We start from the raw sequence: 20,388 nt of genomic DNA, 5'->3' as shown, positions 1-20,388 counted from the left end.
CGTGCGCAATCCCGTCCGGAAGATCGCGTTTCTGCGATCCGTGGAGATCCGCCGCGCCGACCCGTACATCCAGCGAACCGTCCGCGACCTGGCCCGACAGGGCATCGAGAGCTGCCTGTTCCACACGCACGGCACGGCGGACGAAGGGGACTTCCCCGGCCTGCGCCGCCGCCTCGATCCCGCCGTCACACCCGCCGAACTCGCCCGCGAGGTCGCCGAGTGGGGCGCGGACGCCGCCGTATCCGTCTCCCTGCCGTGCGAGAACGCGCTGCGGGACGCCACCGTCAAGGAACTCCTGGACGTCCGGGGCATCCCCACGGTCATGACCCCGCTTCCGTCGACCCTGGCCCTGTGCGACAAGTGGGAGACCAAGCAACTCCTCGCCCGGGCGGGCCTGGACACCCCGCGCGGCGTCAAGGTCGACTCCGACCTGCTCGCCGGGCGCGGCGTCGCGTTCCCCGCCTACACGGAAGCCCTGCGCGCATCGGCCGCCGGTATCGGCTATCCCCTCCTGTCCAAGCCGTTGTGGGACTCCACCAGCATGGGCATCAGGGCCCTGCCCGACGCCGCCGCTCTGGATGCGTACCTCGCCGATCCGCCCGAGGTGTCCGCGGTGATCGAGGAGTGCGTGGCGGGAGCGCTGTGCTCGGTGGATGTGGTGGGCGAGCCCGGCAAGTACCGTGTGCTGCCCGTGTGCTGGACCGGCACGGCGGGCACCGAGCCCGTGTTCACCTTCGCCGACCTGCGCTGGTGCGGCCCCAGACCGCAGGCCGACGCCGATTTCGAACCCGTCGCGGCCAAGCTGGTCGCCCTGTGCGAGGACCTCGGCGTCCACGGCTCCGTCAACGTCGACATGATCTACACCGGTTCGCGGTACGTGGTCCTGGAGATCAACCCCCGTATCGGCGGTGCCACCACGCTGTCCTGCGCGGCCTCCGCGACGAACACGTTCGACGCCCTGGCGGCCATGGCCCGCGGCGACTACAGCCCGGCTCCTGTGCGACGTACGGGATGGGCCATCGAGTTCCTCTCCCCCGAGCGCCTGCCGGAGTCGGCGCGGTCCGAGCTGACCGCCCGTCTGAATCTGGTGACGGCACACGAGTTGGTGATCGACGACACCAGTCACGGCGACATCGTCGTCTTCACTCTCGCCGAAGGCGACGAGGAACAGACCGTCAAGCAACTGGAGGAGTTGCACCGGACAGTGGGCTGGCCCCGGCCGGAGATCCTGGGCAAGGTCCGAGCCCTGCTCACCCCATGACCGGCACCACCACGCCCCGAGCGCCCCGGGTGTCCCGGCTGCGTCGCGTGCTCGGCATCCCCGCCACACGCGGACACGGCCGGTTCATCACCGGCAACCTCATCGACTCCCTCGGCAACGGCATGCTCCTGCCGCTGGGCCTGCTGTACTTCACGACCGTGCGCGATCTGCCCCTCGCCGCGGTCGGGGCCGCGGTCACCGTGGGCCAGTTGGCTGCCCTGCCCGTGGTCTTCGCCGCCGGCCGGTTCATGGACCGGAGCGGGCCCAGACGGCTCACCGTCATCGCCAATGCCGTCAGCGCGGCCGGTTTCCTCTGCTTCCTCCTCGCCGAGCGGCCCTGGCAGGTCGCCGGCGCCTACCTCCTGGTGCAATCCGGCATCAACTCCTACTACACGGCGCAGCGCACGCTGATCCTGCACGCCGCACCGGCCGCGGAGACGCGCGGCTGGTTCGCCTTCACCGGCAGCCTGCGCAACATCGGCATCGGTGCCGGGGCGCTGCTGGCGGCGGGCACGCTCGCCCTGTTCGGCACGAACGCCCTTACGTGGCTCGTCGTCACGGCCGCGCCGCTGTATCTGCTGGCGGCGTTCTGCTTCGCCCGTGTTCCGACGAGTCCGCCGCCGCAGAGCGCCCCGAAGAGCCGCCGAGCGAGGACCGGTCGGCACGCGCCAGGTCCGACACCGGCGACATGCGCCGCTACCTGCTCCTGGTGGCCTGCAACATCCCCTTCGTCCTGTCCCAGGCCATGCTGTCGGTGCTCATCGCGGTGTACGCCACCGAGACGCTCGGCCTGCCCGCCTGGTCCGCGAGCATCCTGCTCGTGGTGAACACCGCGATGGTGTCCACCCTCACCAGCCCGCTGACGGCACACGTCGCTCCCGGGCAGCCCCGGCACACCATGGCCCTGGGCCACGTCCTGCTGGTGTGCGCCATGCCGGCGTTCGCCGCGCCCGCGCTGCCCGACGCCGGTCTGCCCGCGTGGCCGGCCCTGGTCACGGCGATCGTGCTGTTCAGCCTCGCCGAGATCTTCTACTCGCCGGCCGTCAGCGAACTGTCCGTCACGCTCACCCCAGGTGCCGCCCGGGGCAGCAGGCAGAGCTTGTACCAACTCTCCTGGTCCGCGGGCAGCATCGCCGCCCCCGCCCTGTTCACCGGCCTTCTCGACGCCCATGCCCTGCTGCCCTGGACCGTGCAGGGCGTGGCGTGTCTCGTAGCCCTTGCCGTGGTCCCGGCCCTCAAGTCCCCTGCCGCGCAGGGCGGAAGGAAACGGACATGAAGACCGAGATCGTCAGCAGCGTCCGGGACGTGCCGGAGGCGGACTGGGACCGGCTCGCAGAGCATGCAGGTGTGTACCTGTCACACCGCTGGCTGGCCGGCGAGGAGACCGACCCCACGGCGACCGCCTCGTACGCGCTGATCCGCGACGACGACGGCACCCTCGTCGCGGCCGCGCCCCTCTACCTCGTGCACAGCGAGCCCAACACCTACTACGAGCCCACGCATCTGCCACCCGGCGCGGAGAGGCCTCGCGTGATCGCGGGCGCCCGACGCGGCTACCACAACACGCCGTTGACCGACCCGGGCCTTCCCGACGACGTCGAGGTCCGGTGCCTGTCCCTGCTCCGCGACGCGGCACGCGACCAGGCCGGTCGGCACGGGACCTCGCACTGGTGGCCCTATCTGACCGAGTCCGCCACGCGAGGGCTCGCGGCGCTGTACGGCATGCCCCCGCACCGCATGGAGGACGATGCGACGATTCCGCTGCCCGGTGCCGGGTTCGACGACTATCTTGCGGCCCTGCCGTCCAAGCGCCGCGTGGCGATACGTCACGAACGCGCCGCGTTCAATGCGGCGGGGCTCGACGTACGTCGCCTGTCCCTGATGGACTGTTACGAGGACGCCGGGCGTCTCCTGGCGGCGCTGCAGCGATCCCACGGCCACGGCGACGACACCGACGCGATGACGGGCCTGCTGAAACGGCAGGCCGATGCCATGGGCCAAAGCGCCCGAGTCGTGGCCGCCTACGACGGTGCCCGCATGACCGGTTTCTGCCTCTACTACCACCAGGGCAGCACCACTTGGCTGCGCGCCGTCGGCATCGACCACGAACGCCCGGCTCCGTTCGCGTACTTCGCCCTCACGTACTACGAGCCGATCGAGGACGCGTACCGCCGTGGTACGACCGCCTTGCACGCGGGGATGAAGGCGATCGAGGCGAAGCGGCTGCGTGGTGCGCGGGTCAGTGGGTTGTACGCGCTCGATGACACGCGTGGGGAGGGGTGTGCGTGAGGGTTGGGCCCCTGGGAGCTAGAAGCTGATGGCGTCGAGGACCTCCGACCGCGAGGGGCCCGGCGGCATACGCTGCTCGGCCTCCGCCATGGTCCGCGTCACCGCCTCCACCAGGGCCGGAGCGCTCATCTCCGCCCCCGCACCGGGCAGGAGATGGGCGCAGGCCCGCTCCGCCCGCAGCGCCTCGGGGTCGTGGCCGGCGAGCAGTGTCAGTGCCCTCGCCCGGTCCCAGTCGGGGTGCCGGTAGCGGTGGCCGGCCGCGTGTGCGTCCATCTCGGCCAGGCGGTGACGGGTGTAGGAGGTGCTCTGCCGGTACACCGGTTCCAGACCCTCGCGCGTCGCTCGGCCGAAGGCGGTGACGAGGCCGACCGGGTCACCGGTGCCGTTCTGCCGGAGGACGTCACGCAGCATCAGACTGTGCTGCAGACTCATCGTCAGTCCTCGGCCGATGCTCGGCACGGTGACCGCCCACGCGTCGCCGACGGCCACCAGCCCGGTGACCAGGGGGACTTCGGCGTCGTACAGGGTCCGCTTGCGGTCCGTGAGTCCGGCCATGATCCGGACCCCGTCGGTGAGGGACCCGCCCGCCAGCCAGGCGTCCGCGCCGGGGAACAGCCGGACGGCGGCCGGCCAGGCACCTTCGTGGCGCAGCAGCCGACGCAGTTCGTGGTCGTCGCTGCGGCTGATGAGGCCGAGCGAATAGGTGCCGTGGTCGGCCGGGATGCGGAGCAGGCCGAGGGAACCGTGCTCCGCGATCAGGGGGAACGTACTCGCGGGCAGGGCGCCGTCGGCCGACCGGAAGTAGCGGCAGTAATACGTGAATCCGCGCCGCCCCACTTTCTCGACCGGACCCGGTACGCCGACGTCGCGCAGCCAGGAGGGCAGCGGCGAACGGCGCCCCGTGCAGTCCACGACGAGATCGGCGGCCCGTGGCCCCGTGCTGGTCTCCACCCCGGTGACATGCGGTACGCGGGGGTGGGACGCGGAACGGCCGACGCCGTGTCCGCCACCCGGCCCGCTCCGCAGGCCCCGGCACGCGACGCCCCGCTCGATGCGGACACCGGCGGCCTCGGCCGCGCGCGTGGCGACGTACTTGAGCAGACACCGCCGGGCGGCCAGCGTGTCGAAGCGCGCGTCGGCGGCCAACAGGCCACCGCCCAGGCCCGGTTCGGGTGCCAGCGCGTTCATGCGGACGGCCCCGGCCGCCGTCATCTGCCGGACCAGGTCCGGCAGGTGCGCCTCGGCCAGTTGGAGCCAACGGGCGAGCGGGAGGTGGGTGAGGCGCAACTGCGGGACACCGGGGCGATCCCACTGCGCCCAGGCCACGTCCGGATCCGGCGGCGGGGGATGCGGGTCGCGTTCCAGCACGGTCACCTAATGGCCGTCCGCGGCCAACAGCAGAGCGGTCTGCAGGCCGCCGAGCGCGGCCCCCAGTACGACGATGCTCGCCATGAGGGTCATCCTTACCCGCGGGGCCGGTGGTCGTACCGGCGTGACGGGCGGTTCGGGGGCCTGACCCTCCCGCCCTCCGCGTCGGCAGCATCAGCGGCGCCCAACGTCGAGACCGACAGGCAGGTCATCGGCTTCGTCCCCGCGGCTGAAGCGACGCTCCCTACCGGGCCGGCCCTGCCACCGGCACCGTCCGAGGTGGCGTCGGTACCGGCTCCCGTTCCGCAACCGCCCGGAAGCCGTTCGGCAGGCGGCCGGTCAGGCACAGGACGGTGTCGGTGGTCCGGTCCTCCGCTCCCCCGGCGATGGCGCGGTCCATCTCGGCCAGCATCGTGGCGAACTCCAGCGGGATCACCGCGGCAAGGCGGTCACGCATGTCGTCGTAGGTCAGGCGGTCGTGGGTGACGGGGCGGCCGGTTACCTGGGTGACGATCGCGGCGATGTCGTCGTGGCTGAGTGCCTCCGGCCCGGTCAGGATCAGGTCCGTGTCGGGGGCGCGGTCGTCGGTCAGGGCACGTACGGCGACGGCGGCGATGTCGTCGGCGTCGACGAAGCCGACCCGGCCGCTCCCGGCGGCGGTGCGGATGACGCCGTGCTCGCGGATGCTGTCGGCGTGGGCGTGCGTGCCGGTGAAGTTCTGCATGAACCACGAGGGCCGCAGCACTGCCCACTCGTCGAACAGGCCGGGCAGGGCCTGGTGCACCTCGCCCACCGCCGGGCCGCCTTCGGGGATGGCCGAGGAGCTCAGCAGTACGGCACGCCCCACACCGGAGGCGCGGGCCTGAAGGAGGAAGGGCAGCATGACCGCGGCCGGGTCCGGATCGCCGACCGGCGGCACGAGGTAGACGCTGTCGGCCCCCGTGAGGGCGTCGCCGAAGGTGGCGGGGTCGTACCAGTCGAAGCGGACCGCTTCCGTGCCCGGCAGCGAGGTGGCTCGACGGCTCGCGGCCTTGACGCGGTGGCCGGCGGCGATCAGCTGTGCGGCGGTACGGCTGCCCGTGGTGCCGGTGGCGCCGATGAGCAGGGTGGTGCGGGTGGCGGTCATCGGGCGCTGCTCCCGGTGAAGTCGACGCCGGGTGCCTGGACCGAGAGGGGGTTCCAGTAGTCGCGGTAGGAGGTGAAGTGCCCGTCCTGGACGGTCACGACGGCGATGTAGGTCATGTCGAAGGGACTTCCGGTCTCGACCAAACGGCCCACCCCGCGCATCTCGACCACGATGGTCCCGGCGTCGGTCGTCTCGTGAATTCGCAGGTCAGGTATGTCGTGCAGGTCGATGTGGTCCGGGTAGTCGCGCATGTAGGCGGCGATGGCCTCCCGGCCCTCCAGCCGCTCGGGCCAGCCCTGGGGCGCGAAGGGGAACTCCATGAAGCCGTCGTCGGCCCACAGGCCGACCCAGGCGGGGATGTCCTTGTCCAGCAGCAGCCGCAGGCTGTGGCGGTACAGATCTGCCGGTGAGGGGGTTGCGGGCATGGGCGTGTCCTCCCGTACGATACGGACCAGCGGTCCGCTTCTTCCGGGAACGATACGGACCGCCGGTCCGCTTTGCAAGCGGAGGAGCAACGGAGGAGCCCCATGCCGACCCCCATGGCCGAACGCAAGCCCCGCAAGGACGCGGCCCGCAACCGGGCAGCCGCCTTCGCGGCCGCCGACACCCTGTTCGCCGAATGCCGGAGCCCCGACGAGGTCACCATGGCCGACATCGCGGCAGCGGCCGGCGTCGGCAAGGGGACCCTCTTCCGCGCCTTCGGCGACCGCACAGGCCTGATCCACGCGCTGGTGACCGCGCGGCTCGAACCCCTGAGGGTCGCCGTGGAAGAGGGTCCTCCGCCGCTGGGCCCGTCCACACCGCCGCTCCAGCGCGTACCGGCCCTGCTCGACGCCGTCCTGTGCTTCAAGCTCGACAACCGGCATCTCGCACTGGCCTTGGAGACATCCGGCTCGGACAGCCCCTACGGCACGGACCACTACGAGCGCTGGCATGCTCTGCTCCGCGACCTCCTGGACCGCGTCCCGGGCCTGTCCGGCAGCGACTTCACCGCCCACGCGCTGCTCGCCGCCACCCGGGCCGACCTCGTCGAATACCTGGCCGGGAGCAAGGCGGTGCCAAGCGAGGAACTGCGCGAACAGCTGGCGAAGTTCACTGCCGGAGTGCTCGACAGCGGCACGTGAACGTGAAGCGGTCCGGATGTCAGCGGCCCACCGAGTTGGCCCCCGCCTGCGCGAACTTCTCGTCCAGCGCGCCGGACGGAGCGCCCGCGACGCCGATACCGGCGATCGGCGCGTTGCCCGCGGTGACGGGGACGCCGCCCGCGAGGAACAGGGTGCCGGGGATGTCCTTCAGGTTCGGGGCCTGCTCCAGGCGCTCGGCGAGGTGGGAGGTGGGGGCGTTCCAGGAGACCGCGGTGTACGCCTTGCGCTCGGCGGACTCGTAGGACTGCGGGCCGGCCCCGTCGCCGCGCAGGGTGAGATGGTGTTGCCGTTGCGGTCGACGACGGCGACCGTGACGCGCTGGTTCTCCTTCTCGGCGGCGTCGAGCGCGGCCTGCGCCGCCTTGGTGGCGGCGTCGATCGTCAGGTGGGTGGAGGTGGTGGTGGCCCTGGCAGGCGCGTTGGCCGAGGTGGCCGTCGCGGGGGTCGCGGCAGGCGCCGAGGCGTTGGCGGACACGGCACCGAAGCCCGCCAGGGCGACGACGGCGAGGACGGCACCGCCGGTGGCGACGCGAGCGCGGCGGGAGAACTTCTTGTGCACGGGGTTCATGGGTCGGTCCACTCCTTCGGTGGGCGGGCGGCCCGGTTGCCGCCCCGCTTCGTCCGCTCTCCACCCTCGGCCCGAAACAGGGCCCGGACCGTCGACGTTCCAGCTCCCCCGGGGCAGCGCGACGGGCGACACCGGGGTCATCCGATCGGTTGACCTGCCGGGCCCCGGCACCGGGTCACAATGGAGGTGTTTGCCCAGTTCAGCGGGCGCGAGCAGGAAAGGAGGCGGCCCCCGGATGCCGAACCGGTCGTACGAACCGAGCACCGTGGACACCCGGTGGCTCGGCGTCGTGATGCACGCGGCGTTCTTCCTGCTGCTCGGCGGAGCGCTGGCCCGGTTCGTGCTGCGTCATCCCGGCGAACCGCGTACGCCCTGGATCATCGCGCTGTGCGTCGTGCTCGCCTTCCTGCATCTGCTGGGGCCGAGGACCGGCGACACGCGCCCCAGGCCCACGCGGCGGCACTCGGCGTGGCTGGCGCTGGTCGTCGTGGTGTGGATGGTCCTGGTCGTGCTGGCGCCCAGCTTCGCCTGGTGTGCGGTGCCGCTCTTCTACACCGGTCTGCGCACGCTTCCGGCTCGCGCGGCGCTGGTTCTCGTCGCGGTCCTGACGGTGTTCGTCGTCGCCGCGCAGGTGCAGCTGTCGGGCCGCTTCGACCCGAACCTGGTCCTCGCGCCGCCCGCCGTCGCAGCCCTCGCGACCGCAGTCTTCCTCCAGATGGAACGGCACACCGCACGCCAGCGCGTCCTCATCGACGACCTGATCCGCACCCGCCACGAACTCGCCGCCTCCGAACGCCGCGAGGGCACTCTCGCCGAGCGCCAGCGGCTCTCCATGGAGATCCACGACACGCTCGCCCAGGGTCTGTCCAGCCAGCAGATGCTGTTGCAGGCGGCGGACCGGGTGTGGGACACCGAGCCGGACAAGGCCCGCGCCCATGTGCGCACCGCCGCGTCCGTCGCCGCGCACAACCTCGCCGAGGCCCGGCGCTTCGTGCACGACCTGGCGCCCGCCGACCTCGCCGGAGGCGGCCTCGATCAGGCCCTGCGCACCCTGGCCGGGCGGGAATCCGGGGCCGGCCTCACCGTACGCGTGCACATCGACGGTGCCGAGCGCCTCCTTCAGCTGCCCGACCGGGTCCAGTCCGCCCTGCTGCGCATCGCCCAGGGCGCCCTGGCCAACGTCCGCGAGCACGCCTCGGCCGGCAGCGCCGACCTCACCCTGACCCTCCTCGACGACGAGGTGGTCCTGGACGTCTCCGACGACGGCCACGGCTTCGACCCGGCCGCCCAGTCCGACTCCCCGCCGACGGACGCGGCCACGGCCTGCCCGCCATGCGGGCCCGGCTGCGCGCGCTCGGCGGGACCCTGACCGTCGACTCCGCGCCCGGCGAGGGCACCGTCCTGTCCGCGGCCGTTCCCCTGGAGGCGCCCCGATGACCCCCGACCGGGCTGCCGTACGCATCCTGGTCTGCGACGACCACGCCCTCGTACGGGCCGGACTGCTCGCGCTCCTCGACAGCGCCCCGGACATCGAGGTCGCCGGGGAGGCCGGAACCGGCGAGGAGGCGCTCGCACTGGCCGCGAAACTCGTGCCGGACGTGGTGCTGATGGATCTGCAACTGGGCGAGGGGATCGACGGCGTGGAGACCACCCGCCGCCTGACCTCGACGCCCGGCGCCTCCCTCCACGTCCTGGTCCTGACCACTTACGACACCGACGCCGACATCACCCGCGCCATCGAGGCGGGCGCCACCGGCTATCTGCTCAAGGCCGAGCGTCCCGACGAACTCTTCGCCGCGATCCACGCCGCCGCCCAGGGCCGCCCCGCCCTGTCCGCACCGGTCGCGGGCCGCGTCATGGCCAACCTCCGCCGGCCCCGCCCCACCCTCACCGACCGCGAACGTGACATCCTCACCCAGCTCGCCCGCGGCAGCGGCAACCGCGACATCGCCCGCGCCCTGTTCATCAGCGAGGCCACCGTCAAGACCCACCTGCGCCGCATCTACGACAAGCTCGGCGTCGACACCCGGGCAGGCGCGGTGGCGGTCGCGAAGGAACAGCGTTTGCTGCCGTGAGGCCGGCCCGCCGGGCCGGCGCCGGGTCCGCCCTCGGCACTACCCCCTCCGGTCCGCATCGGCCGACTCCTCGACGCGTTCGCCCACCCAGGCCAAGAAGGCCTGTACCTCGGTGGTGGGCAGTGCGGTCGCTGCAGTGCGGGAGGGGCGTTCGTAGCTGTGCAGTGCGGCCTGCAACAGCGGCCGGAAACGTTCCTCGGCTGCCGCGACCGCCTCCGCCGCCCGGCGCTTCGCCTGCCAGCGGCCCGAACGGCAGAACTGCACGGAGCGGCAGCCGTTGAGGACCCGGTTGTCCGTGAGATGCCCTTCGCCGGTGCTGTGCTCACGGACCGAGGCACGGAGCGCGGTGAGCACGTCGGCGCGTGCGGGCTCGGCGATCACCTCCCGCGCCGGCCTGCCGTACAGCACGCGCCCGGCCTGGTGGGCGACGGAACGGTCGATGACGTACCAGAACGCCGGCGCCTGCGACGGGTCGAAGTCGGCCCGTTCGGGCAGGAGGGGTCCGGTGTTGATGTCCAGCAGGTAGCCCGCCTCGCGGGAAGGCCGGGCCGCGAAGTCCCGCTCGTAGACCACGAGCTCCAGCCCAGCCGCGGGGCAGGGCAGGGCCGGGTGGGCGAGTGCGGCGGCAAGTTCGGGGACGGCCGGACCGGGGACGGCCTTGTCCACGACCACCGTCACGTCGACGTCGCTGCGTCCGTGCCGGTAGTCGCCGAGCGCGACGGATCCGACGGCGATGACGCTCACCAGGTGAGATCCGCACAAGGCGTGCGTGTGGTGGACGACCTCCTGGAGGTAGGGACGCAGTTCGTCCGGGACGGAGTACGGGTCCACGAGAGTCCGGGTCATACCGTCAGTGTCCGCCGAGGCCGGAAATCGACGAATGCCCGAGAACCTCCACACCGGGCGACACGTCACGACACACCGCACATCCGGAATCACGCCAATATCGGCATCACGCACCTCGGGGGCGACAGGCACTTCGCCGCACCCCGCAGGCGACCCGTCCCGCCTCTTGCCGTGCACATATCCACCCCCAGCAGGGGCTTCACGCAGCCGCCGCATGCCCATTACACAAGGCACACATTCGGCCTGTCGATGACCGGAGCGCCCTTCGAGGGGCAGACGACCTGTGGGCCGGATGCCTAGCCTCCCGGGCCATGCGATCACCACGTATGAGACGCCTGGGTCTCTCCGCCGTCCTCGGTCTCCTGCTCGCCGTGTTCGGTCTGGCCCCCAGCGCGAGCGCCGACCCGGCCCCGGCCGCCCTGACGTTCACTGCCGACTCCGCCACCACGACACCGGGCGGCACGGTGCAACTCTCGATGACGCTGACCAACAACAAGACGTACGACGTCCTGTTCGTCTACCAGACGATCGAGCCGACGTGGCTCACCACGCAGCGCCCCGACCTGAAGTACAGCTTCACGGGCTGCACCCTCGCCACCGCCGCCGGCAGCGCGCCCTGCGCCGGCACCGGGCCCAGCAACCTGGGCCAGAACTACGGCGCCACCATTCCGCCCGGACAGAGCCGCACTGTCACGCTGACCCTCCAGGTCGCCGCCGACTCGGGCTGCAACGGCAACATCGGCTTCTACTCGTACTACTACGCCGAGTTCAGCGACGCGACGAACGCCAGCGGCGGCCCGGTCTTCACGCCGGAGACGCGCGTGCTCTGCGCCTGACGCCCGCACCAACCCGCCGACGCCCCGTGCAGGTGCCTTCCTGCGCGGGGCCAGTCAGTATTTCGGCGGGCCAAGGGGACGACTCAGGCGCGGATGACGGGGCGGGCCGGTGACGAGGACGGCCCGGTCGACGCGGCTGTCACAGAATGGGTGCCGGACCGTCCGGAACCCCCAGCAGCGCCAGATGGGCGAGGTCGCCCGGCGGGGGCGTGCTCACTGACCAGAGAGGGGCCGGACTCCCGTCGGCGACGGCGGCCGGTGCGTCGGTCAGGTTCATCCGCTCGCGCAGTCGGCCGTAGAAGTCCATCGGACCGAGCCGGACGGCGCGCAGCCGACGCGGCGCCGCGTACACGCCGATCCAGTCCCCCGGGTCAAGGACGCCCCGCACCTGCCCGTCGATGCTGACGGCGGCCGGGCCCGACCGCTCGAGGACGCGCAGTCCGACCGGCTCGTCGGGGGCCGTGACGATCGACCGGTCGAACGCCATGTGCGGGGCGACCGGTGTGAAGACGAGGGCCTCCGCCCGCGGTGAGACGACGGGTCCGCCGGCGGCGAAGCTGTAGGCGGTCGAACCGGTCGGGGTGGCCACCAGCAGCGCGTCGGCGGAGTAGGCGGCCAGGAGCCGGCCGGAGACGTACACACCGACCGACACCTGGCGGTCCCTGGCCAGCTTCTCCAGCACGACGTCGTTGAGGGCGGTCACGTCGAGGGGGATGCCCCACTCGTCGTTGACCTCGCAGTCCGGGCGCACCGGGGGCGGGGGCAGGAGCGGACCGCGGCCGTACCGCACCCAGTCCTCCAAACCCGCCGGTACCTTGAGGCGGCAGGAGGCGCGCAGGGCAAGCAGCATCCGCGTGTCCGTCCTGAGCCGGTCCTCGCGCACCGCGTCCAGCGCAGAACGCACCCCGGAGGCCGGCACCTCCGTCAGAAAGCCGACCCGACCGAGATCGACGCCCAGGACCAGGGCGTCGTTCTGCGCGGCGAGCCGGGCGCCGCGCAGGAAGGTGCCGTCTCCGCCCAGGGTGACGACGAGGTCGGGATTGCCCGCGGCCTCGACCTCCGCACGGGCACCGCGGCGCCCGCCTTCACCCCACACATCGATGTCCGTGCACCGCACGGCGTGCTCCTCACACCACGCACGAACCACCCGAGCCGCCTCGACGGCCTCCGGACGTCCGCCGTGCACGACCAGGCCGAGCCGGTTCAACGTCATCTCCGCCTCCAGGGCATCTCGGTCACCGGGTCGTGGCGACGCTCCGGAGCGTGGCCCACAGCCGGGGCCGACGCGGCCGGCAGGCCGCCCCATTCGTAGGATCCCTTCATCGCCCCGGCCCCGCACGCGCGGTCAGCCCGCCCGGTGCGAGCGGGGCACCAGGCGGGCCGTCTTCCTCATGCGTGGTGCGGCGCGCGTCAGTCCACGATCAGCTCAGCATCCGCCGCCGGGGCCCGCCCGACGAGTACGCCGCCGAAGTTCCCCTCGACCTCCGCCTTCTCCGCCGCGTCCGGGTACGGGTTCGTGCATGCGGTGCCGGCGCTGGACCCGGACATCAGGCTCGAGCACGGTCCGGGCTTGCGGTCGGGCAGGCCCAGGATGTGCCCGAGTTCGTGGGCGGAGATGCGGATCGTGTCGTAGCCCTGGTCGACGGCCTGGCGCCCGATGTAGACGGTTCCGTTGCCCAGGGTGGTGGGCAGGGCGCGCGGCCAGCCGTTGTCCGCGAGGACCCGTATGTTCGCGCGCTGCCCGGCGGTGGCCGGCCGCAGCTCGACGGCGTCGACACTCTCGTTCCAGATCGCCGCGCCCCGGTCGACGGCGCTCCTGAACTCCGCGGAGCCGCCGGCGTCGTAGGTGAGGACACGGGCGGCCAGGGGTGTGTCCGCCGCGTCGAGCGGACCGGCCACCGCCTTGCCGCCCATCAGCGACAGGGACACCGCACAGGCAGCGGCCAGACCGCCGGTCAGCCTACGTACGTGCATGATCGACCTCCTTGCGGGGGAAGGGTAGTCGTGCTCATGACATCCACTCCCTCACTGCCCGGCGGGAGTGAACGTGAATCGCTCGTGCTGCCGACAAGTCAGGGAACTCGGCCGCGAGCAGCCGTACGACAGTCACCGCCGTGTCGTGTCGCCGGTCACGCGATGAGTCTCGTCGTGGTTGTCAGTCTGTATCTCCAGCAGGCGTCTGGGTTTCCAGCAGGCGCCCGTATTCCCAGCAGGCGAGCAACCGCACTCGAGGAGAGCACCATGACCGCTACCTACACCTTCGACGTCTTTTCCAGCCTCGACGGCTACGGCGCCGCCGGCGGCGACTGGACCGGCTACTGGGGCAAACAAGGCCCCGAGCTCCTCGACCACCGCCTCGGCCTGTACGGCGAGGAGCAGCGGATGATCTTCGGGGCCCACACATATCGGTTGTTCGCGCAGATGCTGGCGTCGAGCACCGAGGAGTCCGGGGTGCGTGACCCATGGGTCACACGGATGAGGAACATGCCGGCAACGGTCGTGTCGACCACCCTGGAAGGGCCCCTCGACTGGCCGGATGCGACCGTCGCGAGCGGCGACGCCGTCGACATCGTCGCCCGGCTCAAGGAGGAGTCGGACGTACCGTTGCGCTCGCACGGGAGCCTGTCGATGAACCGGGCGCTGATGGCCGCCGGTCTGGTCGACCGCGTCCAGGTGACGCTCTTCCCCGTGATCACCGGCCGGACCGGGCTGGACCCGATCTTCCACGGTGCGGCCGACTTCGACCTCGAGTTGATCGAGAACCGGACGCTCGACGGCAACATCCAGGAGCTCATCTATCGGCCCACCCTGCATGTCTGAGTCCTTCGACCTAGAGTGAGCAGTTCTTCGCCGAAACCGCCGAACTCCCGCTCCCGGTCCACGAGATGGATCTCCAGGATGCAATGGCAACTGCGGCCGGCGGTTGTGGGACCGGGACGGCCACCCGCAGGTCACGGCACGTACGCTCGTGCACATGGTTGCGCATCGCATGATCGACGTGAACGGGATCCAGCTCCACATCGCCGAGGAGGGCGAAGGCCCCTTGGTCGTGCTCCTGCACGGCTTCCCGAGTCGTGGCACTCCTGGCGCCACCAGTTCGGCCCGCTGGCCGAAGCGGGCTTCCGCGTGGTCGCCCCCGACCAGCGCGGCTACGGCCGCAGCGACCACCCCGACGCCGTCGACGCGTACACCATCCTCCACTTGGTCGGCGACGTCGTCGGCCTCATTCAGACCCTCGGCGAGGAGCAGGCGTTCGTCGTCGGGCACGACTGGGGCGCGCCGGTCGCCTGGCACACCGCCCTCCTTCGGCCCGACCTGGTCCGCGGAGTGGCCGGCCTCAGCGTGCCGCCCCCTTCCCGGGGGGTCGAGCCTCCGCTGGCCGCCATGGACAAGAGGTTCGGCGGACGCTTCTACTGGAACTACTTCAACCGTCCCGGTGCAGCGGATGCCGAGTTCGCCAAGGACACGCGCACCGCGTTGCGGAAGTTCTTCTACTCGGCTTCCGGCGACGCTCCCGGCGAGATGAAGCAGCCGCTGGTCGACCCCGACCGGGGCTGGCTCGCAGCCATGCCGGACCCGGAGGTCATGCCGGACTGGTTCACCGAGGACGACCTCGACGCGCTGACCGACAGCTTCTCCAAGGGCTTCACCGGCGCCCTCAACTGGTACCGCAACCTCGACCGCAACTGGGAACTGACCGCGCCGTGGCACGGCGCCGTCGTCACCCCGCCCGCTCTGTACATCTACGGCGACCGCGACATCGTCCCCGCATTCCCAGGCACCCCCGAATTCATCGCAAGCCTCCCCGACCGGATGCCCAACCTGCGACGCGAACCCCTCAAGCTGGCGGGCTGCGGACACTGGACCCAGCAGGAGCGCCCGGCCGAGGTGAACGCGGCGCTCATCGAGTTCCTCAAGGGCTGTTCCTGAGCCCTGCCGAGCCGCCACGGGCTTCGGCCAGGCGCCTCTCCCCGCGTCGCGTCGATCACCGTGTGGTGAGCGCAGTCACGGCGTCCTGCCGCCGCCCTCCAGCATTCGCTCGAGGCGGTCGAAACGCTCGTGCACCGCGTGGGTCACCTCCGCGTACGTCTGCTCCACCGCTTGCTCGGCCTCGTGCAAGCGGCGGTGCCGACGTTCCTCGTCCCGCCCCACGAACCAGGTGGCCAGGGCCGCGGTGACCATCCCGTAAGCCGTGATCCCGACGACCATCACCACCACCGCGATCAGCCGCCCCCACAACGTCACCGGATAGAAGTCGCCGTACCCGACCGTCGTCGCTGTCTCCACCGACCACCACAACGCCCGCGGATACGTGGTCAGTCGCGCCCCGGGCGCACCCCGCTCGGCGGACACGACCAGGCTCGAACCCACCAGGATCACAACCCCGAGGACCATGGTCGCGGCTCCGGCGGCCTTCACATGCAGCGAACGCCCCTGACGGCCCGACAGCAGCTCGACCACCCGAGCCAGGAAACCGGGAAACATACCCGGCATCCTGCGCCACCCGCCAACGTGGTCCCGCGAGAACGCGCCGCGCGGGCGGGAACCCCGACCCGAACAGCGGCCCCGGTCGGTGGGCAGGCAAACGCAGCCGGACTTTCGGCGGGGTTCAACGCCCTCGTCCGGCCATGGCGGCAGGAGGTGCGCGGCAACGCCTCGAACCGTGCGGGAGCGACGCGATGAACCTGTTGCCTGTTGCCGGTCGAGATCAAATCCCGAGAACAAGACCCGACGCGTCCTCACGGCCTTGGCGGAGGCCAACGCACCTGGCGCTCCGCGGTCTGGGCGATGAGGTCGTACGCCCCGGCTCCAGCAACCACAGCCTGCCCGGAGCCACAGCCCTGACACCGGCGTCGCACTCTTGGTGATCAGCAAGCCTGACACCCACCCTCCCCCGCCAGGCTGACCGTCGGCCCTCGGCTTCCCTGCGGCGTGTGTCACACCGTGAGGAGGTCCCCGGTCATATGGGTGAAAGCAGGCAAAACGCCTGCCGACCACCCAAGGAGTGCAGCGATGACTGAGCCCATTCTCGAGCCCGCAGCGCAGGAGCTGGCGGATGCGACGGCCAACCCGCCGTACCTGTACGAACTCGGCCCGGAGGGCGCCCGGAAGGTCCTGGACGATCTCCAGGCGGCGCCCGTCGAGAAGCCGGACGTGGAGGAGAAGTGGATCACGGTGCAGGCCGAGGTCGGCGATGTGCGGGTACGTATCGTCAAGCCCGTCGGCAGCCAGGGCGCACTGCCGGTCGTTCTCTACGTGCACGGCGGCGGCTGGGTCCTCGGCAATGCCGGCACCCACGACCGTCTGGTGCGCGAGCTGGCCGTCGGTGCGGACGCCGCCGTCGCTTTCGTCGAGTACGACCGTTCGCCGGAGGCGACCTACCCGACCGCCATCGAGCAGGCGTACGCGACCGCTCAGTGGATCACCGCGAAGGGCGCCGGGGCGGGCTTGGACGGCTCGCGGCTGGTCGTGGCCGGTGACTCCGTCGGCGGCAACATGACGGCCGCGCTGACCCTCATGGCCAAGCGTCGCGGCGACGTGAACTTCCTGCACCAGTCGCTGTACTACCCCGTCACGGACGCGGCCCAGGACACCGACAGCTACCGGGAGTTCGCCGACGGGCCCTTCCTCACGGCGAAGGGCATGGCCTGGTTCTGGGACTGCTACGCCCCCGATCCCGCCCAGCGGGCGGAGATCACCGCCTCGCCGCTGCGGGCGAGCCAGGAGGAGTTGCGCGGGCTGCCGCCGGCGCTCGTCATGGTCGACGAGAACGACGTGCTACGGGACGAGGGCGAGGCGTACGCCCGCAAGCTCACCCAGGCCGGCGTTCCCACCACGAGCATCCGCTACAACGGCGCCCTGCACGACTTCATGATGCTCAACCCCCTCCGGCCCACGCAGGCCACAACTGCTGCGGTGGAGCAGGCCATTCGCACCCTGCGCACCGCCCTCGGCACCAACTGATCGTCGAGCTCCCTGTTCGCGCCTGTCCAGACACAGCTGAAACCTCTGCCTCGAAAGGGCTCCTCATGTACCGTCATTCGCCTCTTCGGCGTGCCCGTATGCCTCTCACGCTGATGGCCACCGCAACGGTCGCCACCGCCCTCTTTGCCACGTCGGTCGGTCCGGCGAGCGCTGCCAAGGACACCCATGCAAAGAGCGCCAAGCCGACCGTCGTGCTGGTGCACGGCGCCTTCGCCGACTCCTCCAGCTGGAGCGGCGTCATCAAACAGCTGAAGGAGGACGGCTACCCGGTGATCGCCGCGGCCAACCCGTTGCGCAGTCTCAGCAGCGACGCCGCCTCCGTCAAGAGCCTGCTGGCCGGCATCGACGGTCCGGTGGTTCTTGTCGGGCACTCCTACGGCGGAGCGGTGATCAGCAACGCTGCCTACGGCTCCGACAACGTCAAGGCTCTGGTGTACGCCGACGCCTTCCTCCCCGAGAAGGGCGAAAGCGCCAATGAGCTGGTGAGCAAGTTCGAGGGCAGCATCATCGGCGACGTGCTGCGTCCGGTTCCGATCACCAACGCCGACGGCTCCAAGGACTTGGACTTCTCCATCGACCAGTCCAGGTTCCGCCAGGCGTTCGGTGCCGATGTCCCCGCGGACACCGCTGCGGTCATGGCGGTCACCCAGCGTCCCGGGACCGGCACTGCCCTCAACGAACCGTCCGGTGAGCCCGCCTGGAAGACCATCCCTTCCTGGGCTCTGGTGGGCTCGAACGACCGGATCATCCCCCGGGATGCCCAGGTCTACATGGCCGAGCGCGCCAATGCTCACATCAGGGAGATCGAGTCCTCCCACGCCGTGAGCGTGTCCCATCCGGACGCCGTCACCCACATCATCGAGAACGCGGCGCGGACGGTCCGCTGACCAGCACACTCAGCAAGGCGGGGCGGCGAGGACGCCGCCCCGCCCGTTCGTTGTCAGCCGCGCCCCGGCGACCGGCCCCGACGCGATCGGCCGGCCCTTCGACACCTGCCCCGACCACGACACCGTGCTCCATCCAGCGTTAGAGTGCCGTGGCGCCACGCCCAGTTGAAGGCCAAAGGAAGGCAGCGCGTTCCGTGAACCACACCCACGAGACCACCGGCTCCGTCGGCGAGCGCCGCCTGCAGCACCTTCTCGGCACGGCCGACCAGGCCGCCACCTTCTACGATCGCCAGGTGCAGGCCCGTCTGACACCACAGATGGCGGACTTCATAGGGCGCCAGACCATGGCGTTCCTGTCCACGTCGGACGCCGGCGGGGCCTGCGACGTCACCTTCCGTGCCGGTCCTCCGGGTTTCGTCACCGTGCTTGACGACGGCACTCTCACCTACCCCGAGTACCGTGGGAACGGGGTCCTCGCCAGTGCGGGAAACATCACCGAGAACCCGCATATCGGCCTGCTCTTCGTCGACTTCGCCCATGACCACATCGGCCTGCACGTCAATGGTGCAGCCCGGCTCCACCGGGACGAGGAGCAGCGGCGGGCCTATCCCCGCCTTCCGGTGGACACCGCTCCTGGACGCAGGCCCGAGTTCTGGGTGCACATCACGGTGGAGGAGGCGTATGTGCACTGCTCCAAGCACATCCCCCATCTCGTGCCGGCGCCGCGTCCACGCCCTGGGGCCCAGCGGCCGAAGGACGCCGACTACTTCGCCCCCGCGCCGAGCACCAGGCCCCGTCACATGAGGGCGAGCAGGCTGCGGGAACACGCACCGGGTCGCTGCCCGGCAGGGGTTGACCGGTGACGGAGCCTGGGACGGGTGTCACATCTCCGGGACAGCGACGCCGGCCTGCGGCTTGTCGGACTCCGGCTCCTGCGGCGGTTCGGTGAGCTGCTCCCGGAGGTAGTTCCAGATCACCGCGATCAGCGCGGTGACCGGCACGGCAAGAAGACTGCCCACGATGCCGGCCAGGCTGCCGCCCAACGTCACCGCCAGCAGGATCACGGCCCCGTGCAGGCCGAGCCCACGGCTCTGGATCATGGGCTGGAAGACGTTGCCCTCAAGTTGCTGCACCACGAGGATGATCGCCAGCACGATCAGGGCGTCCGTCGGACCGTTCGACACCAACGCGATGAGACACGCGACGAAGCCGGCGAACACCGCACCTACGATCGGCACGAACGCAGAGACGAACGTCAGCACCGTCAGCGGGAGCACCAGCGGTACGTCCAGGATCCACAGGCCGAGGCCGATGAAGACAGCGTCGAGCATGCCGACGAGCGCCTGAGACCGCATGAACGCGCCCAAGGTGTCCCAGGCGCGCTCGGCCAGGACCGGAACGTCGTTGGCGAGTCGTCCGGGCAACTGGCGGGCGAGCCACGGCAGGAATCGCGGGCCGTCCTTGAGGAAGAAGAACATCAGGAAGAGCGCCAGGATGGCCGTGACCAAGCCGCTGAGCGTGGTCGCCACTCCCGTTGCGACGGTGTTGACCAGGCTGCCGACGCTGCCTTGGGCGCGGGCGGCCGCGGTGTCCAGGGCAGTCGCGATCTGGTCGTCGCCGATGTTCAGCGGTGGCCCCGAGGCCCACTCGCGCATCTTCTTGATGCCCTCGACCACACCGTCGCTCAACTCGCCGGACTGGGACGCCACCGGAACCGCGATCAGCGCCACGATGCCGATGACGGCCAGGAGGAACAGCAGGGTCACCAGCAACGCGGCCAGCGCCGAAGGCCACCCACGCCGCCGCAGCGCACGGGTCATCGGCCAGGTCAGTGTCGTGAGGAACAGGGCAATGATCACCGGCCACACGACCGACCACATCCGGGCCAGACCCCACAGAGCCACTGAAAACATCACAACGACCAGCAGCAACTCGACCGATACGCGCGCGGACGTGGCAAGCGCGGCGCGGGTTCTCCCGGAACTCAACTTGTCAGGCATGCG

Annotated in this window: 19 protein-coding genes and 3 pseudogenes; 13 read left to right on the top strand and 9 right to left on the bottom strand. The window is 71.0% G+C overall.

The genetic code is table 11. The annotated features are described in order from the left end of the window. The first annotated feature begins 1 nt into the window (after position 1). From OHO27_RS38990 to OHO27_RS38975, 4 genes are read left to right on the top strand one after another with little or no spacing between them, the layout of a single operon-like run. Entirely contained in the window at positions 2 to 1,261 is a 1,260-nt protein-coding gene (locus OHO27_RS38990; RefSeq protein ID WP_328429637.1) for an ATP-grasp domain-containing protein, read from the top strand. Then, positions 1,258 to 2,088 (top strand): MFS transporter, encoded by an 831-nt coding sequence (locus OHO27_RS38985; protein ID WP_328429636.1) that lies wholly within the window; start codon positions 1,258 to 1,260, stop codon positions 2,086 to 2,088. The genes OHO27_RS38990 and OHO27_RS38985 overlap by 4 nt, the downstream gene beginning before the upstream one ends. Further along, positions 2,007 to 2,537 carry a hypothetical protein gene (locus OHO27_RS38980; RefSeq protein WP_328429635.1) on the top strand — a complete coding sequence of 177 codons (531 nt, stop codon included), beginning with the start codon at positions 2,007 to 2,009 and terminating at the stop codon, positions 2,535 to 2,537. The genes OHO27_RS38985 and OHO27_RS38980 overlap by 82 nt, the downstream gene beginning before the upstream one ends. Continuing rightward, positions 2,534 to 3,550, top strand: coding sequence for a peptidogalycan biosysnthesis protein (locus OHO27_RS38975; protein WP_328429634.1), 1,017 nt, complete (start codon positions 2,534 to 2,536; stop codon positions 3,548 to 3,550). Before OHO27_RS38980 ends, OHO27_RS38975 begins: the two co-directional genes overlap by 4 nt. An 18-nt stretch (positions 3,551 to 3,568) precedes the next feature. Here OHO27_RS38975 and OHO27_RS38970 read toward each other — a convergent pair whose 3' ends face one another. The 3 genes from OHO27_RS38970 to OHO27_RS38960 form a co-directional block, all read right to left on the bottom strand. Then, positions 3,569 to 4,924, bottom strand: a complete 1,356-nt coding sequence (locus tag OHO27_RS38970; RefSeq protein ID WP_328429633.1) for a hypothetical protein — start codon at positions 4,922 to 4,924, stop codon at positions 3,569 to 3,571. Between the two features lie 238 nt (positions 4,925 to 5,162). Then, positions 5,163 to 6,044 carry an NmrA family NAD(P)-binding protein gene (locus OHO27_RS38965; RefSeq protein WP_328429632.1) on the bottom strand — a complete coding sequence of 294 codons (882 nt, stop codon included), beginning with the start codon at positions 6,042 to 6,044 and terminating at the stop codon, positions 5,163 to 5,165. Further along, positions 6,041 to 6,469 carry a nuclear transport factor 2 family protein gene (locus OHO27_RS38960; RefSeq protein WP_328429631.1) on the bottom strand — a complete coding sequence of 143 codons (429 nt, stop codon included), beginning with the start codon at positions 6,467 to 6,469 and terminating at the stop codon, positions 6,041 to 6,043. Before OHO27_RS38960 ends, OHO27_RS38965 begins: the two co-directional genes overlap by 4 nt. 114 nt (positions 6,470 to 6,583) lie before the next feature. Between OHO27_RS38960 and OHO27_RS38955 the strand changes: the two genes are divergently transcribed. After that, on the top strand, positions 6,584 to 7,168 hold the full coding sequence (locus tag OHO27_RS38955) for a TetR/AcrR family transcriptional regulator (protein ID WP_328430678.1): 585 nt from the start codon (positions 6,584 to 6,586) through the stop codon (positions 7,166 to 7,168). Positions 7,169 to 7,187: 19 nt separating this feature from the next. Here the strand turns inward: OHO27_RS38955 and OHO27_RS38950 are convergent. Further along, positions 7,188 to 7,756 (bottom strand): annotated as a pseudogene (locus tag OHO27_RS38950) (GlcG/HbpS family heme-binding protein). A 235-nt stretch (positions 7,757 to 7,991) separates the two neighbouring features. On the opposite strand from OHO27_RS38950, the pseudogene OHO27_RS38945 reads away from it, so the two are divergent. After that, a pseudogene (locus OHO27_RS38945) lies at positions 7,992 to 9,193 on the top strand (sensor histidine kinase). After that, entirely contained in the window at positions 9,190 to 9,831 is a 642-nt protein-coding gene (locus tag OHO27_RS38940) for a response regulator transcription factor (protein WP_328429630.1), read from the top strand. Before OHO27_RS38945 ends, OHO27_RS38940 begins: the two are co-directional and overlap by 4 nt. Before the next feature lie 39 nt (positions 9,832 to 9,870). Here the strand turns inward: OHO27_RS38940 and OHO27_RS38935 are convergent, their stop codons facing one another. After that, the gene (locus OHO27_RS38935) at positions 9,871 to 10,677 is read right to left on the bottom strand and encodes an aminoglycoside adenylyltransferase domain-containing protein (protein ID WP_328429629.1); all 807 of its coding nucleotides are present in this window, start codon (positions 10,675 to 10,677) and stop codon (positions 9,871 to 9,873) included. A 326-nt stretch (positions 10,678 to 11,003) separates the two neighbouring features. On the opposite strand from OHO27_RS38935, the gene OHO27_RS38930 reads away from it, so the two are divergent. Beyond that, positions 11,004 to 11,513 (top strand): hypothetical protein, encoded by a 510-nt coding sequence (locus OHO27_RS38930; RefSeq protein WP_328429628.1) that lies wholly within the window; start codon positions 11,004 to 11,006, stop codon positions 11,511 to 11,513. Between the two features lie 139 nt (positions 11,514 to 11,652). Here the strand turns inward: OHO27_RS38930 and OHO27_RS38925 are convergent, their stop codons facing one another. Together OHO27_RS38925 and OHO27_RS38920 are read right to left on the bottom strand one after the other, a co-directional pair. Continuing rightward, positions 11,653 to 12,726, bottom strand: a complete 1,074-nt coding sequence (locus OHO27_RS38925; RefSeq protein WP_328429627.1) for an NAD(+)/NADH kinase — start codon at positions 12,724 to 12,726, stop codon at positions 11,653 to 11,655. A 197-nt stretch (positions 12,727 to 12,923) separates the two neighbouring features. Next, the gene (locus OHO27_RS38920; protein WP_328429626.1) at positions 12,924 to 13,487 is read right to left on the bottom strand and encodes a snapalysin family zinc-dependent metalloprotease; all 564 of its coding nucleotides are present in this window, start codon (positions 13,485 to 13,487) and stop codon (positions 12,924 to 12,926) included. 267 nt (positions 13,488 to 13,754) lie between these two features. On the opposite strand from OHO27_RS38920, the gene OHO27_RS38915 reads away from it, so the two are divergent. Both OHO27_RS38915 and OHO27_RS38910 read left to right on the top strand, forming a co-directional pair. Next, positions 13,755 to 14,333, top strand: a complete 579-nt coding sequence (locus tag OHO27_RS38915) for a dihydrofolate reductase family protein (protein WP_328429625.1) — start codon at positions 13,755 to 13,757, stop codon at positions 14,331 to 14,333. 154 nt (positions 14,334 to 14,487) lie between these two features. Continuing rightward, positions 14,488 to 15,443, top strand: a pseudogene (locus OHO27_RS38910) (alpha/beta fold hydrolase). Positions 15,444 to 15,518: 75 nt separating this feature from the next. On the opposite strand, the gene OHO27_RS38905 reads toward OHO27_RS38910, so the two are convergent. Beyond that, positions 15,519 to 15,998, bottom strand: coding sequence for a potassium channel family protein (locus OHO27_RS38905; RefSeq protein ID WP_328429624.1), 480 nt, complete (start codon positions 15,996 to 15,998; stop codon positions 15,519 to 15,521). Positions 15,999 to 16,526: 528 nt separating this feature from the next. Here OHO27_RS38905 and OHO27_RS38900 point away from each other — a divergent pair. From OHO27_RS38900 to OHO27_RS38890, 3 genes are all read left to right on the top strand, one after another. Further along, positions 16,527 to 17,477 (top strand): alpha/beta hydrolase, encoded by a 951-nt coding sequence (locus tag OHO27_RS38900; RefSeq protein WP_328429623.1) that lies wholly within the window; start codon positions 16,527 to 16,529, stop codon positions 17,475 to 17,477. Between the two features lie 65 nt (positions 17,478 to 17,542). After that, positions 17,543 to 18,385 carry an alpha/beta fold hydrolase gene (locus tag OHO27_RS38895; protein WP_443059664.1) on the top strand — a complete coding sequence of 281 codons (843 nt, stop codon included), beginning with the start codon at positions 17,543 to 17,545 and terminating at the stop codon, positions 18,383 to 18,385. 194 nt (positions 18,386 to 18,579) lie between these two features. Continuing rightward, a complete protein-coding gene (locus tag OHO27_RS38890) occupies positions 18,580 to 19,248 on the top strand; it encodes a pyridoxamine 5'-phosphate oxidase family protein (RefSeq protein WP_328429621.1) in 669 nt (222 codons plus the stop codon). Between the two features lie 18 nt (positions 19,249 to 19,266). Here the strand turns inward: OHO27_RS38890 and OHO27_RS38885 are convergent, their stop codons facing one another. After that, positions 19,267 to 20,385, bottom strand: coding sequence for an AI-2E family transporter (locus OHO27_RS38885; RefSeq protein WP_328429620.1), 1,119 nt, complete (start codon positions 20,383 to 20,385; stop codon positions 19,267 to 19,269). Between the last annotated feature and the right edge of the window lie 3 nt (positions 20,386 to 20,388).

This window comes from Streptomyces sp. NBC_00443 (assembly GCF_036014175.1).
Taxonomy (GTDB): Bacteria; Actinomycetota; Actinomycetes; order Streptomycetales; family Streptomycetaceae; genus Streptomyces.
The sequence above is the reverse complement of the archived record's forward strand: the minus strand, read 5'-3'. Positions and strand labels throughout refer to the sequence as shown.